Raw genomic sequence first — 13,690 nt, 5'->3', positions numbered from 1 at the left:
GAAAGAGCTGTGTAAATACAGCTCTTTTTTTATTGCAAAAAATCCCTTGCTGATTCGGCAAGGGATTTTAGGTTTAAATTATTTTGTTTGTTTAGAAGTTGATTCGGATTCTTTTGCGTTCACTTTACTTCTTGTTCCTAACATAACTAAATAGCATAATACAGCAAACAAGCAAGAAATGAATAGGGAATGTAATAATGCCATTGCTAAACTAGCATTTGTATATACAACTAAAATCCCAACAATAGCTTGAAGTGTTACAAGAATAAAGGAAATAATCCATCCCCAGTATACTACGCTTTGTTGCTTATATTGACGAATAGCAATAATCATTGCGTATAGTATCCAAAGGAATATTAATATCGCTGCAGCTCTATGCCCCATTTGAACCCACTCATGTAATTGAGTCGGCCATGGTCTATTTTTACTACATAAAGGAAAGTCTGGACAGGCTAAGCTAGCTCGTTCGTGACGTACTAAAGCCCCTGTGTAGACGACGATATAACTGTAAATTGTTACACCATAAATGTGAAATTTCATTTTTTTATCCATAATAAGTGAACGTGCATCAAATTTCTGATCAATTTCAAAAATAAGACACGTTAACAAAATAACAGAAGCGAATGAAATTAAGGAAATACCAAAATGGATAGCAAGTACAGCTGGCATTTGACCCCAAACAACGGCTGCCGCTCCCATTAATGCTTGTGCAACTAAAAATACGAAGGATAAAATTGCTAACGTTTTTGTTTCGCGCACATGTTTATAATACTTCCAGGATAAAATACAAAGGAGAGTGACAAGTATTCCTGCTGATCCTGATGTAAGGCGGTGACTTAGTTCAATAATAGTTTCCATCGATAAATTAGATGGAACTAACTCACCATTACAAAGCGGCCATGATTTACCGCAGCCTTGGCCAGAACCTGTTTTTGTAACTAAAGCGCCTCCTAATAATACTACTAATAAATCAAGACTTGTAATGACTGCTAACCATTTAATAAAGCGTTGCAATCTCTTTCACCATCTTTCTGCTATGAAGTTATTGCGAAATATTTTCATTCCATTATGTATAGAATAAAACGCGCTAGTTCCTATGATATATAAAAAATAATAAAATAGCAAAGAAATGGAGGGGGAAGACAAAGGGGAGAAAAAGGGTGTGAAAATAGAATTTATAAGGGAATTTTTAGGAGGAAAATAGGCTATTTTGAAAAGAAATGGGGAGAATACGTGTTAAATATGACAAAATAGTTTATTATAGAAAGTAACATCATGTTATGATAAGGATAAGTAAGAAGTAAGCTTTTTTATATTCGACACAAAAAGTTCATGTTTTCTTCACAAAATGTTCGGGAAATATGATTTAATATATTGGAGTATGGGCGTAGATTAGTAGTAGAATGGGTTAACAATATTTCTACTGTAATAATATTGCTATATAGAAGCGAATTATTTCATTCGAAATAGGCGCAAAAAGAAAGATGAAAGTTTTAAGAGGGGGTTAAAGTGATGAACCATGCAACAAGTGAGCTGCATGATGAGTCAGCTGTAACAAGTGTACCCGAAACAACTCGGTTACAAGATTTATCAGCGCTCGTTAAAATGGGGATTGTAAACTCAAATACACTTACTGTATTTACAGGATTTTGGTTGGCGTTACACTTTAATGGATTAAGTGTGATGGACAATCTGGATAAGCTATTTTTTACAATCGTTGGTTCCGGATTAATTATGGCAGGGGTATGTTGTTTAAATAACTACATTGATCGAGACATCGATCCGTTAATGGAAAGAACAAAAACCCGTCCAACGGTTACAGGAAAGTATAAACCAGGTTTTGCACTTACATTTGGACTAGTTATATTACTACTTGGATTTGTATTCTTATTATTAACAACACCGATGGCAGTATTAATGGGATTTATTGGTGCCTTCACATATGTTGTTTTATATACTTTATGGACAAAGAGAAAGTATACGCTAAATACTGTTGTAGGTAGTATTTCTGGAGCAGTTCCACCTTTAATTGGATGGGCAGCAATTGATCCATCTTTAGGCCATCCAATTGCTTGGATGTTATTTTTAATTATGTTTATTTGGCAAATCCCACATTTCCTTGCGTTAGCGATGAAACGTGTTGATGAATATCGAAATGCAGGAATTCCAATGCTTCCTGTAGTTCATGGATTTGAAATTACGAAACGCCAAATTATGATTTGGACAGTATGTTTATTACCACTACCATTTTATATGAGTGGACTTGGGATAACATTTATGGTACTTGCAACATTGCTTAACATCGGATGGATCGTTTTAGGATTTTATGGCTTCCGTAAGAAGGATGACATCAAATGGTCCGTACAAATGTTTGTTTATTCCCTAAATTATTTAACAATCTTATTTGTATCAATGATTGTAGTTACATTCTTCTAAGACAACGACATAATTGGATTTCTTTACGTTGAGATTTACTTTACTTAACTATAAAGTACAATCTAATTCACAAGGAAAGTGGGGGTTGTTTGTATGAAGAAACAGTGGCGACTGCTTTCGTTCGTTTCACTGCTGGCTTTACTGTTAGGGGGATGCGGTAAAGCCTTTCAATCTACTTTAATTCCGCAAGGAGAAGTAGCAAAAATGCAATATGATCTGCTCTTACTAGCGAGTGCGATCATGGTAGGAGTAGTACTAGTAGTTACTATTATTTTCTTGTATGTAATTGTGCGTTTCCGACAAAAGAAAGGTCAGGAAGATTATATTCCAGAACAAGTTGAAGGGAATCACAAACTAGAAATTATATGGACAGTTATTCCGATTATTCTTTTACTAATCTTAGCTGTTCCGACGGTTACATATACATTCAAACTTGCTGATGTAAGTGCGATGGAGAAAAAGAATATTGATAAAGATACGATCGTTGTTGATGTAACAGCGAATCTTTATTGGTGGGAATTTTCTTATAAATCAGAAAAAATAGTAACTTCGCAAGATTTAGTTATCCCCACAGGTAAGAAAGTGTATTTGAATTTGAAGGGTGCCGATATTAAACATTCATTCTGGGTTCCATCTTTAGCTGGTAAAATGGATACAAATACAGACAATGTAAACAAAATGTGGTTAAAGGCAGATAAATCGGGCACTTATAATGGTTTTTGTACAGAGTTTTGCGGCCCGTCACATTCTTTAATGCAATTTAAAGTGAAAGCTTTAGATGAAAGCGAGTACAAAAAATGGCTTGCTGATATGAAGAAGATTGATGGGAAAAAAGAAGTAGCTTCAACAAAGGCGCAAGAGGGCCAAGAAATATTTAATAAAAGCTGTATTGGTTGTCATGCAGTTGGATCTAATGATAGTAGACCACCTTCCGCTCGTATCGCACCAAACTTAGCAAACTTTGCTGATCGTGATACGGTTGCTGGTATTGCCGAAAATAATGAAGAAAACTTAAAAAAATGGCTGAAAGATCCTGAAAATATGAAGCCAGGAAATAAAATGACTGGTAAATATGGCAACTTAACGGATGATCAAATTGATGCATTAAATGCATACTTACAAACGTTAAAGATTGAAAAGTAAAGAGGGATTATTCGCGAAGGGGAGGTTGAAAACGTGAGCTCTGTAGCAAAAAAACAGGGGATGGGTGCTGTCATATGGGATTATTTAACGACAGTAGACCATAAAAAGATTGCCATTCTCTATTTAATTGCAGGTGGATTGTTTTTTATAATAGGCGGAATAGAAGCACTATTTATTCGCCTTCAATTAGCGATTCCTAACAACGCTTTTCTTGTTGGGGATGCTTATAATCAAGTATTAACGATGCACGGTACAACAATGATTTTCCTCGCAGCTATGCCACTCGTGTTTGCATTTATGAACGCCGCCGTGCCACTTCAAATTGGTGCGCGTGATGTAGCGTTCCCGTTTTTGAATTCACTCGGATTTTGGTTATTTTTCTTTGGTGGAGTATTTTTAAATTTAAGTTGGTTTTTAGGTGGAGCACCTGATGCAGGATGGACATCTTATGCATCATTAGCTTTAGCTTCTAAAGGCCATGGTGTTGATTTTTATGTACTCGGCTTGCAAATTTCAGGTATTGGTACATTAATTGGAGGTATTAACTTCCTTGTTACAATCATTAATATGCGTGCGCCAGGAATGACGTATATGCGTATGCCAATGTTTACATGGACAACGTTTGTAACATCTTCACTTATATTATTTGCTTTTCCGCCGTTAACTGTAGGATTAGGACTTTTAATGTTAGATCGTTTATTTGGAACAAGTTTCTTTAATCCAGCATTAGGTGGGAACACAATTATATGGGAGCATTTATTCTGGATTTTCGGTCATCCGGAAGTATACATTCTTATACTCCCAGCTTTCGGAATATTCTCAGAAATCTTCGCGACATTTTCGAAAAAACGATTATTTGGTTATTCATCGATGGTGTTTGCGACAGTATTAATTGGATTTTTAGGATTCATGGTATGGGCGCATCACATGTTTACTGTTGGCCTTGGTCCAGTTGCAAATGCTATTTTCTCAGTTGCGACAATGGCAATTGCGGTTCCGACAGGTATTAAAATATTTAACTGGCTCTTTACAATGTGGGGCGGAAGTATTCGTTTTACAACACCGATGATGTGGGCGGTAGCTTTTATTCCATCATTCGTAATGGGTGGAGTTACAGGCGTTATGCTTGCATCTGCACCAGCTGATTATCAATTTCATGATAACTATTTCGTAGTAGCGCACTTTCATTATGTAATCGTCGGTGGTGTTGTATTTGGTTTACTTGCAGGGGCTCATTATTATTGGCCACTGATGTTTAATAAAATATTAAATGAAACATTAGGTAAGATAACATTTTGGTTATTCTTTATCGGTTTCCATTTAACATTCTTTATTCAGCATTTCCTTGGATTGATTGGAATGCCACGTCGTTACTACACATATCTTGAGGGGCAAGGATTGGAAATGGGGAATATGATTAGTTCTATTGGAGCTGTGTTTATGGCTCTTGGAACGATTGTTCTTCTATTCAATGTAATAAAAACAACTGTATCAAAAGAGAAGGCTGGTCGTGATCCATGGGATGGACGTACACTAGAATGGACAATGCCAGCACCTACACCGGAATATAATTTCAAACAATTACCATTTGTTCGCGGGTTAGATCCGTTTTGGATTGAAAAACGTGAAGGTAATAAAGAGATGACGGCGGCGGAACCAGTTGGTGATATTCATATGCCAAATGCTTCATTTTCACCATTTATCATTTCTCTAGGCTTATTCATAGCGGCATTCGGTGCAATGTATATGCAAGGTGGAAAAGATAAGTTCTGGTTATTAGTAGCAATTATTGGTTTAATCATTACATTTGGCGCAATGTTCCTTCGTTCAGTAGTCGATGATCATGGATATCATATTCATAAGGAAGATTTAGAGGATAAGGGGGGCAAGGCATAATGCATGTAGATGAAAAATTAACGAATGAAACATTTCCAGCAGAGCCTGAAAAAGCAACCCTTGAGGGGAAAAATAAGTTTGTCGGTTTTTGGTTATTTCTTGGAGGCGAAACAGTATTGTTCGCTTCCTTGTTTGGCACATATTTAGCATTAAAAAACTCTACAAATGGTGGACCAACATCTCAAGAGATGTTTCAAATGCCGCTCGTTTTCATTATGACGATGCTTTTATTAACGAGTAGTTTAACGAGTGTATATGCGATGTACCATATGAAAAACTTTAATTTTAAGAAAATGCAACTTTGGCTACTTGTAACAGTGTTGCTTGGCTTAGGGTTTTTGGGATTTGAAATATATGAGTTTTATCATTATACACATGAATTTAAGCATACTATGAGAAGTAGTGCATTTGGCTCTGCATTTTATGCTCTTGTTGGTACACATGGACTTCACGTATTGTTTGGATTGTGTTGGATTTTAACATTAATTTTTAGAAATGCGAAGCGTGGTTTAAATTTATACAACGCACCAAAGTTTTATGTTGCATCAATTTATTGGCACTTTATTGACGTAGTTTGGGTGTTTATTTTCACTGTAGTATATTTAATGGGAATGGTGGGATAAACAATGGCGATAAGACAAACAAATAATCCTAAGGTGGATCTTGTTTATCGGAAGAGAAAAAGTGCAGAGGAGATGAAGCACCAAGTTATTACGTTTGCGCTAATGATTTTCCTGACATTAGTTGCATTTGTAGCGGTAGCATATCCAAAAACTTTTAGTCCAACCTTCTCTGTTCCGTTTATTTTACTATTGGCAGTGGTGCAAGTAATTTTTCAATTGTATTATTTTATGCATATGAGCCATAAAGGGCATGAGGCTGCAAGTTTCTTTCTGTATTCTGGCCTGTTAATAGGATTAATTACAATTTTAGCTTTTATGACAATCGTGTGGATTTGAAAAGTGAAGAATAAGGGGGCTTGTGTTGTCACAGCCCCCTCTTCACATTATGTGGAAGGATAACCATTAGGAAGGTGGGGGTGACAATGAGTAACTTATGGATATTTGGCTTTCAAGCTTTATGGAGTCCATTCTTTTTATTATTTATGCTTTCGATTCTTATTGGATACTTCTTAATTATTGGACCATATAGAACTCGATTTGAAAATGCGACGAAGGTAAGTAAAAAGCAAATTTTTTATTTTACGTCTGGAATTGTTCTTTTGTATTTTGTAAAGGGTGGACCTATTGATTTAATTGGCCATATTATATTTAGTGCACATATGTTTGAAATGGCAGTCATGTATATTGCAGTTCCGCCTTTATTATTACTTGGTATACCAGTTTGGTTATATCGTTATATTACTTCTTTTAAGCTAGTTCAAATTATGTTGAAAATTTTTGCTAAACCGCTTATTGCATTGTTTGTATTTAATGGACTGTTTTCTTTTTATCATTTGCCAGTTGTTTTTGATGCAGTAAAACAAAGCCAAATTGCCCATCCGATTTGCCTCGCTATATTATTTTTTGCGGCAATCATGATGTGGTGGCCGATGTTAAATCCGTTACCAGGATATCAAACGTTAAGTGATATAAAGAAACTTGGTTATATGTTTGCTAACGGTATATTATTAACGCCAGCTTGTGCATTAATAATTTTTGCAACTGCACCGTTATTTGCAACGTATACGGATTCAGCTGCTTGGATGAAAGCGATGGAACTATGCGTACCTGCGGGAACTTTATCAGAATTAAATATAACTGGACCAGAATTTTTGCACTGGATGCCAGTAGTACAAGACCAACAAACGGGCGGTATCATTATGAAAATTGTCCAGGAAATAGTGTACGGTACGATTATCGGCTATGTATTCTTTAAATGGGCGCGTAGAGAACGCGAAAAGGATAAGGAGCAGTTGCAACAATTGCCGCCATATTTACAGACTAAGTAAAAAAGTGTATGGGATTCCATATGCTTTTTCTTTTTTTAGTTTTAGCTTTAGGTATTTATAAAAGATTGAATTTTCAATCTTTTCGTGTTAAGTTAGTGTTGGCGTGTACTAAAAGTGGATATAAAATTTACTACTAGCTTTCATGCGTAATAATTCCATATGTAGTGCAAGTTTTTTAGAGAGTTACAAATTTATATTGTTATCTTTAATAAACACGAACTATTTTAAGGGGGAATTTAAATGGGTAGTAGCGGAAGTATGGTAAAGCCGATTAGTGGTTTTTTAACAGCGTTAATTCAATATCCAGTACCGGTAGTAGAGTCACGTGCAGACATTGATAAACAAATTAAACAAATCATAAAAACAATTCATTCAACTAAATCAGGTTATCCTGGATTAGAATTAATAGTATTTCCCGAATATAGTACACAAGGGCTCAATACAAAAAAATGGACTACAGAAGAGTTTTTATGTACAGTGCCTGGGCCAGAAACAGACTTATTTGCTGAGGCATGTAAAGAATCTGAAGTGTATGGTGTTTTTTCTATAATGGAAAGAAATCCTGATGGTGGAGAACCTTATAATACAGCGATTATTATTGATCCACAGGGTGAAATGATTTTGAAGTATCGTAAGTTAAATCCTTGGGTGCCGGTCGAGCCTTGGAAAGCTGGAGATTTAGGCTTACCTGTTTGTGATGGACCTGGAGGGAGTAAATTAGCTGTTTGTATTTGTCATGATGGCATGTTCCCTGAAGTAGCCCGTGAAGCAGCCTATAAAGGTGCGAATGTCTTGATCCGTATTTCCGGATATAGCACACAAGTTAGTGAACAATGGATGTTAACCAATCGTTCAAATGCATGGCAAAATTTAATGTATACATTGTCAGTGAACTTAGCGGGTTATGATGGTGTATTTTATTACTTTGGTGAAGGACAAGTATGTAATTTTGATGGGACTACTTTAGTGCAGGGGCACCGAAACCCTTGGGAGATTGTTACTGCCGAAGTATATCCAGAGCTAGCAGATCAGGCTAGATTAGGATGGGGGCTCGAAAATAATATATATAATTTAGGCTCAAGGGGATATGTAGCGACTCCTGGTGGAGTGAAAGAGAACCCGTATACGTTTGTAAAAGATTTAGCTGAAGGTAAGTATAAAGTTCCCTGGGAAGATGAGATTAAAGTGAAAGATGGATCCATTTATGGGTATCCAGTTAAAAAGACGATTCATTCTTAAGGAAAATAAATAGAACAAGCGCATCATATTGATGCGCTTGTTCGGTTTACTCAATAATTTGAAATTCTTTTAACTCTTTTTCTACATTTTGTAGGAGTTGTTCGCTTTTTTGGAGTACATTTGTTGGGAAAGTCTCATCATCACCATATTCAACACCGTGAGGATAATAATGTTTTCCTAATAAGGGAGGGAGTAGTTTTACTTCAGCGTGTCTGCTGCCAATGTCGCCTTCAACAGCAACCCCGCGCACTCGTAAGTAATAAATATCCTTTAATATTTCAAATTTATAATCGTATGTAACTCTTTCGTAATCCCACTGTCCAGCTAGTACAAAATGGTTCTTTTCCATAATCTCAGTTAAAAGGGATAAATCAACGACGGCCCCATTAAATTTCGTATTTGTAAATTGCATATAATACCTCCTTTTTTAATGTTACATCATTATTTTTATAATAGTATGAATAATAAGAAAGTGCAATTCATATTGAGAGAAAAGGGATAATCCAGACTTTTTTTGTGAAAATATGATATAGTGAAAAGAGTACGGTACACACAAAAAAGGAAATAAAAGGATTTGTGTATATCTCAATTTTATGTTTTGTGCAGGAGGTATATCGTTTGAAGAAATTATTGCGTATCGTAATGATTACATTTTTAATTTTAGCTGTTGATTTATACGGGAAATTACTCGTTTCACAATATATATTAACCCCATCTCAATCAAAACAAGAAAGTAAAATTGTGAAAAAGAAAAAACAAGTCGATGAGGACTCCTCAGACACTGTTTTAAATATGATTGGTGGAGATTCTGAAAATCTATTGGCAAAGTGGGGAGAACCAGCTCGAATAGAGCCATCTGCTTACGGTTATGAATGGTGGGTGTACAATCAAGATTTAAATCAGTACGTTCAATTTGGAGTTGCTGAACGTAAAATTGTAACAGCGTATGTTGCTGGTGAACAAGTTAAGGTACCGCCTTATTATATAAATGAAAAATATGAAGATGTATACAAAAAGAATCCGCTCTCGCATGAGATTTCATTAAAAAGAGGGAAGAATAGTTATCAATTTGAGTTATCTGATACGGAAGTAATGGAACAGCCGTTAGTACCTGTAGAAGATGGATGGGCACAATTATATTTTGATCATTTCACACATGAACTCGTTGGTGTTCGTTATATGGATGATGAAACGTTATTGCGCCAAAGACCGTATCAGCTTGTTTATTCAGGTGAATTAATAGCAGAACAACCATTAACACCAGAAAAGATGAAACAAGTAGAGAATGGGAATATGCAACAAATTTTTGATTTAACAAATATTATTCGAAGTCGTCATGAACTACCATTGTTAACGTGGGATCAACAAACAGCAGATGTTGCTATTGGACATAGCAAAGATATGAAAGACAATAATTACTTTTCACATGATTCACCTACATTAGGTACGTTAGGAGATCGTTTACAACGAGGACGAGTAGGATTTCAGCTTGCTGGTGAGAATATAGCGGCACAACATAGTGATGGAATTGCGGCGGTACAAGGTTGGTTAAATAGTGAGGGGCATAGAAAAAATTTATTTAATGAACAATTTACCGGATTAGGTGTTGGGGTATATGATAAATTTTATACGCAAAACTTTATTCGAAAATAAAGTGAAACTTTAAGTAGTGTAAAAAAAGGTGCATGAATCGTCTAAAAATAGGCGAACCATGCGCCTTTTTTTTCTTACAATATAAGTAGATATACATGAAGAGGTGAGGATTATGCCAACAACAAAAGGACCGTTACATCCATCGGTTCAACAGTTTAAAGAATTTGTAAACCATCACCCTAAAATGGTTCATGACGTTAGAAGTGGTCAAAAAACTTGGCAGCAATTTTATGAAGAATGGTACTTACTTGGTGAGGAAGATCCAATATGGGCAACTTATAGACCTGATGGAGCGCCTGCCTTTTCTTCAGTAAAAGAAAATAAAAAAGAGAAGGAAAAAGACAATCGAACTGAAGAGGAAAAAACTGCTGATGTGATGGGACAAATGCTTTCTTTTTTTAAAAAGCTAGATGTGGAACAAATGCAGCATCATTTAGCTAATGTGACGAGTGCTATCGGGAGTGTGCAACAAGTTATTCAACAGTTTCAAGGAAGTCGCACGCAACAAGAACAAAGTACTTCCAAAGAAAATAATCCATTTTTCTTTCAAAAGGATTAGGGGGAAAGATGATGAGAGAAGAACTTATGGAGTTTATAAAGGCTGATGAGGACTTATCGCGTTATATTAGGGAGCAGCCATACTGGTATAGGAAGTTAACCCGAAATCCTGAAGAAAAAGAAGCTTTTGAGTTGGCTGCTATGCAACATTTCAAAAAAACGATACCAGATAAAGTAGAAAAATTTCAAAATCAATTGGCGGTTGCTTCGATCATGATTGATATGTTTCAGTATATGAAGCAGCAAAATACGACATAATTGGAAGGGAAAACTATGTCCGTCATGCAGAACTTTTGTTACAATAGAAGCGGATTATTTAAAAAAGGAGTTGCAGCATGACGGAAATTTGTTTAGTACGACATGGACAAACTGATTGGAATTTTCAAGAGATTATTCAGGGGCGTGAAGATATTCCACTTAATGAAGTTGGGAAAAAGCAAGCGAGTCAAAGTGCGGCTGCTTTGCAAGTAGAATCGTGGGATATTATTATAAGTAGTCCGTTAATTAGAGCACAAGAAACGGCTAAGGAAATCGCAGAGGCAGCTGGATTACAATCCATTTTATTAGATGAACGATTTGTTGAACGGAATTTTGGAGAAGCTTCAGGGAAGCCGGTTGCGACTGTTAGAGAGTTAATTGCGGAGGGTAAAGTAGAAGGTATGGAGTTAGATAAAGAAATTGTAGCTCGTTGCTTTGCTGCTTTAGAAGATGTTGCAGTAACTCATTCTGGTAAACGTATTATTATTGTTGCTCATTCACATGCGATAAAAGCTATTTTACATGCAATTGCACCAGATGAAATTACGTTTAAGACCCCGTTAAAAAATGCATGTATTAGTTATGTGAAAGAAAACGGCGGAGAATGGGATGTTCTTAAATATAATATTGCGGAACATATTAATGTATAAGCGTATCTGAGATTGTTTGAAAATAGTTAGAGTCATATCTTTCTTTTAAGTGAGTCACTTCAATTAGTAGTTCTATTCTAAATGTGGTATGATGAATACTCGGAGGTGTCTCTCATGATTGTAGCGACGCTAGAAAGCGTATTAATATTAGATAAGGCAGAGCAGCTTGCAAAAGCGATCATCTGTTCAGATATAGCAGAAGATTATCGTAAGTGTTATAAAGAATTGCATGAGGATGTGGAAGTTCAGACATTAATTCAGCAATTTACAGCGATGAAGGAACGATATGAGGAAGTGCAGCGTTTTGGGAAATACCATCCTGACTATACTATCGTGTCAACAAAAATGAGGGAATTAAAGCGTTCTGTAGACTTGCATGATAAGATTGCAACCTTTAAACGAGCAGAAACTGCTTTACAAAAGTTATTAGATGAAGTTAGTGTAGCAATTGGTTCTGAGGTATCCTCTTCTATTAAAGTTCCAACAGGAAATCCATTTTTCGATGCTGGTGGCTGTGGCGGAGGTTGCGGTACTGGCGGAGGTTGCGGTTGTAAAAAAACGGGGTGATGTACCCCGTTTTTTAGAAGATGTAAGAAAACGTATACAGAGTTTGTTTCATTATGTCATAAATTTCTGGTTAGTTTTCAAAAAATATAAAATATAAGTTTTTAAAAGGAGAAGATGGAGAAGATTATGTTCGGGCAACGACAAAGTATGATTGTTTATTTACATTCATTGAAACATGCCAAGATTTTAAGAAAATATGGTAACATACATTACATATCAAAACGATTAAAATATGCCGTTGTATATTGTGATATGGAACAAATTGAGCATATGATGCATAAGTTGAATAAACTTCCTTTTGTGAAAAAGATAGAACAGTCGTACCGTCCGTTTTTAAAAACGGAATTTGAAAATTCCCGTCCTGATCGGGCAAAAGAATACGATTATAGTTAAAGTAAAAAAATCCCCTGCTACGTTTAGCGTGGGATTTTTTTACTTTAAATAAATTGTTATTTCATTGGAGGAATGAAATTATTCATTCGTAAAATACCAATTAGATGATTGAAAAATAGTTCTTTTTCTGGGAAAGTTGTGGACGGTTTTACAGTAAATGTGGTCACTTTTTTTCCTAGTTTTTCTGCCATCTCTTCAAATAAAATGACACGTTTACTTTTTTTATTTTCAGGCATAGGAATACCTTCACGACATATGTATAATGGTTGGAAATCACCAGTAGTGGTCGGTTTTAATATTACAACAAGCGAGCATACTTTCTTTTCGTTTTTAATTGTTTCAAATTGTAACATATGTGTTATACGTTCTTGGTTTGCTTTGGCAATTTCAAGTAATTCATATAAATCAGAGTAGCCTTCTCCAAGTTCTATAAAGCGTTGAATCATATCTTTTCCTCCTCTTTCTTTTACTGTACCATCTCACTTTTTAAATGAAAAGTAGACAAAGAAAAAAACCCTGCAAAGCAGGGCCCTTCTTATACTAGTATGTACTAGTAAGAAGGCAAAGGGAGAGGAGAAACCGGAGGAAGAACTTATGGGGAAACGTAAGTCTTCTCCGCGGTTGGCAACAACATCGAAGGTGATGTTGTTATAATTATTTATGTCCAATCTAAATGAAGATATACATAATGAATTTAAATTTTATGTTTGGCTTTTTATTTTTCTTTTTTTTATTTTATGATAGGATAAAAAAAGATAAAGTGAAACTTTAATCAGTGGGGGCATCCCCGCTGATTATTAGCCTTCACTAATCGGGCGTTTACGGGCAGTTAATTTCCCACCTCACTTTTTGTTCTAACCGAATTTTGAGTTGGGAGTTTTACTGCCCGTTAATGCGGGGGAAAGTGGAATTAATGTACATAATGGGTTTGTGTTAGCGAATGGCG

The 13,690-nt window shown here is 35.7% G+C and carries 16 protein-coding genes; 13 read left to right on the top strand and 3 right to left on the bottom strand.

Features of this window, described 5'->3' with window-relative positions:
- Positions 1-78 precede the first annotated feature (78 nt).
- On the bottom strand, positions 79-1,014 hold the full coding sequence (ctaA, locus tag JDS92_RS04000; protein ID WP_001188753.1) for a heme A synthase: 936 nt from the start codon (positions 1,012-1,014) through the stop codon (positions 79-81).
- Positions 1,015-1,512: 498 nt separating this feature from the next.
- Here ctaA and ctaB point away from each other — a divergent pair, with 498 nt between their 5' ends.
- The 7 genes from ctaB to JDS92_RS03965 all read left to right on the top strand — a co-directional run bounded on the left by ctaB (position 1,513) and on the right by JDS92_RS03965 (position 8,665).
- Positions 1,513-2,436 (top strand): protoheme IX farnesyltransferase, encoded by a 924-nt coding sequence (ctaB, locus tag JDS92_RS03995; RefSeq protein WP_001015063.1) that lies wholly within the window; start codon positions 1,513-1,515, stop codon positions 2,434-2,436.
- A 93-nt stretch (positions 2,437-2,529) separates the two neighbouring features.
- Positions 2,530-3,579 carry a cytochrome c oxidase subunit II gene (gene coxB / locus JDS92_RS03990; protein WP_000745270.1) on the top strand — a complete coding sequence of 350 codons (1,050 nt, stop codon included), beginning with the start codon at positions 2,530-2,532 and terminating at the stop codon, positions 3,577-3,579.
- A 60-nt stretch (positions 3,580-3,639) separates the two neighbouring features.
- Complete coding sequence (ctaD, locus tag JDS92_RS03985; RefSeq protein WP_170957719.1) at positions 3,640-5,475, top strand: cytochrome c oxidase subunit I; 1,836 nt, start codon at positions 3,640-3,642, stop codon at positions 5,473-5,475.
- A complete protein-coding gene (gene ctaE / locus JDS92_RS03980; protein ID WP_000557861.1) occupies positions 5,475-6,098 on the top strand; it encodes a cytochrome c oxidase subunit III in 624 nt (207 codons plus the stop codon). The genes ctaD and ctaE overlap by 1 nt, the downstream gene beginning before the upstream one ends.
- Before the next feature lie 3 nt (positions 6,099-6,101).
- Positions 6,102-6,434: a cytochrome c oxidase subunit IVB gene (ctaF, locus tag JDS92_RS03975; RefSeq protein WP_001007827.1), complete on the top strand. Its 333-nt coding sequence runs from the start codon at positions 6,102-6,104 to the stop codon at positions 6,432-6,434.
- 86 nt (positions 6,435-6,520) lie between these two features.
- Positions 6,521-7,426 (top strand): cytochrome c oxidase assembly factor CtaG, encoded by a 906-nt coding sequence (gene ctaG / locus JDS92_RS03970; protein WP_199631530.1) that lies wholly within the window; start codon positions 6,521-6,523, stop codon positions 7,424-7,426.
- A 240-nt stretch (positions 7,427-7,666) separates the two neighbouring features.
- Entirely contained in the window at positions 7,667-8,665 is a 999-nt protein-coding gene (locus JDS92_RS03965; RefSeq protein ID WP_000535796.1) for a formamidase, read from the top strand.
- Positions 8,666-8,711: 46 nt separating this feature from the next.
- Here the strand turns inward: JDS92_RS03965 and JDS92_RS03960 are convergent, their stop codons facing one another.
- Complete coding sequence (locus JDS92_RS03960) at positions 8,712-9,077, bottom strand: YugN family protein (RefSeq protein ID WP_001160935.1); 366 nt, start codon at positions 9,075-9,077, stop codon at positions 8,712-8,714.
- Between the two features lie 206 nt (positions 9,078-9,283).
- Between JDS92_RS03960 and JDS92_RS03955 the strand changes: the two genes are divergently transcribed.
- From JDS92_RS03955 to JDS92_RS03930, 6 genes are all read left to right on the top strand, one after another.
- Positions 9,284-10,318 carry a CAP domain-containing protein gene (locus tag JDS92_RS03955; RefSeq protein ID WP_199631529.1) on the top strand — a complete coding sequence of 345 codons (1,035 nt, stop codon included), beginning with the start codon at positions 9,284-9,286 and terminating at the stop codon, positions 10,316-10,318.
- Positions 10,319-10,430: 112 nt separating this feature from the next.
- Positions 10,431-10,877, top strand: coding sequence for a YlbD family protein (gene ylbD / locus JDS92_RS03950; RefSeq protein ID WP_001143329.1), 447 nt, complete (start codon positions 10,431-10,433; stop codon positions 10,875-10,877).
- Positions 10,878-10,888: 11 nt separating this feature from the next.
- Positions 10,889-11,134 carry a YlbE-like family protein gene (locus tag JDS92_RS03945; RefSeq protein ID WP_001206442.1) on the top strand — a complete coding sequence of 82 codons (246 nt, stop codon included), beginning with the start codon at positions 10,889-10,891 and terminating at the stop codon, positions 11,132-11,134.
- A 77-nt stretch (positions 11,135-11,211) separates the two neighbouring features.
- On the top strand, positions 11,212-11,784 hold the full coding sequence (locus tag JDS92_RS03940) for a histidine phosphatase family protein (protein ID WP_000134952.1): 573 nt from the start codon (positions 11,212-11,214) through the stop codon (positions 11,782-11,784).
- A gap of 114 nt (positions 11,785-11,898) precedes the next feature.
- Positions 11,899-12,351: a YlbF/YmcA family competence regulator gene (locus tag JDS92_RS03935; protein WP_000634357.1), complete on the top strand. Its 453-nt coding sequence runs from the start codon at positions 11,899-11,901 to the stop codon at positions 12,349-12,351.
- A 126-nt stretch (positions 12,352-12,477) separates the two neighbouring features.
- Positions 12,478-12,744: a YlbG family protein gene (locus tag JDS92_RS03930; RefSeq protein ID WP_002093356.1), complete on the top strand. Its 267-nt coding sequence runs from the start codon at positions 12,478-12,480 to the stop codon at positions 12,742-12,744.
- A 56-nt stretch (positions 12,745-12,800) separates the two neighbouring features.
- On the opposite strand, the gene JDS92_RS03925 is transcribed toward JDS92_RS03930, so the two are convergent.
- Positions 12,801-13,190 carry a DUF7147 family protein gene (locus JDS92_RS03925; protein ID WP_000616007.1) on the bottom strand — a complete coding sequence of 130 codons (390 nt, stop codon included), beginning with the start codon at positions 13,188-13,190 and terminating at the stop codon, positions 12,801-12,803.
- Between the last annotated feature and the right edge of the window lie 500 nt (positions 13,191-13,690).

It is taken from the genome of Bacillus cereus group sp. N12 (assembly GCF_016483575.1).
In the GTDB taxonomy this organism is placed as follows: Bacteria; Bacillota; Bacilli; order Bacillales; family Bacillaceae_G; genus Bacillus_A; species Bacillus_A toyonensis.
Note: the sequence above shows the minus strand (reverse complement) of the source record. Positions and strands in the feature narration are given on the sequence as shown.

What these genes read in the sequence shown, in the direction of transcription:
- ctaB (WP_001015063.1), top strand. Translation starts at nt 1,513, where the DNA reads ATGAACCATGCAACAAGTGAGCTGCATGATGAGTCAGCTGTAACAAGT.
- coxB (WP_000745270.1), top strand. Translation starts at nt 2,530, where the DNA reads ATGAAGAAACAGTGGCGACTGCTTTCGTTCGTTTCACTGCTGGCTTTA.
- ctaD (WP_170957719.1), top strand. Translation starts at nt 3,640, where the DNA reads ATGGGTGCTGTCATATGGGATTATTTAACGACAGTAGACCATAAAAAG.
- ctaE (WP_000557861.1), top strand. Translation starts at nt 5,475, where the DNA reads ATGCATGTAGATGAAAAATTAACGAATGAAACATTTCCAGCAGAGCCT.
- ctaF (WP_001007827.1), top strand. Translation starts at nt 6,102, where the DNA reads ATGGCGATAAGACAAACAAATAATCCTAAGGTGGATCTTGTTTATCGG.
- ctaG (WP_199631530.1), top strand. Translation starts at nt 6,521, where the DNA reads ATGAGTAACTTATGGATATTTGGCTTTCAAGCTTTATGGAGTCCATTC.
- JDS92_RS03965 (WP_000535796.1), top strand. Translation starts at nt 7,667, where the DNA reads ATGGGTAGTAGCGGAAGTATGGTAAAGCCGATTAGTGGTTTTTTAACA.
- JDS92_RS03960 (WP_001160935.1), bottom strand. Translation starts at nt 9,077, where the DNA reads ATGCAATTTACAAATACGAAATTTAATGGGGCCGTCGTTGATTTATCC.
- ylbD (WP_001143329.1), top strand. Translation starts at nt 10,431, where the DNA reads ATGCCAACAACAAAAGGACCGTTACATCCATCGGTTCAACAGTTTAAA.
- JDS92_RS03945 (WP_001206442.1), top strand. Translation starts at nt 10,889, where the DNA reads ATGAGAGAAGAACTTATGGAGTTTATAAAGGCTGATGAGGACTTATCG.
- JDS92_RS03940 (WP_000134952.1), top strand. Translation starts at nt 11,212, where the DNA reads ATGACGGAAATTTGTTTAGTACGACATGGACAAACTGATTGGAATTTT.
- JDS92_RS03935 (WP_000634357.1), top strand. Translation starts at nt 11,899, where the DNA reads ATGATTGTAGCGACGCTAGAAAGCGTATTAATATTAGATAAGGCAGAG.
- JDS92_RS03930 (WP_002093356.1), top strand. Translation starts at nt 12,478, where the DNA reads ATGTTCGGGCAACGACAAAGTATGATTGTTTATTTACATTCATTGAAA.
- JDS92_RS03925 (WP_000616007.1), bottom strand. Translation starts at nt 13,190, where the DNA reads ATGATTCAACGCTTTATAGAACTTGGAGAAGGCTACTCTGATTTATAT.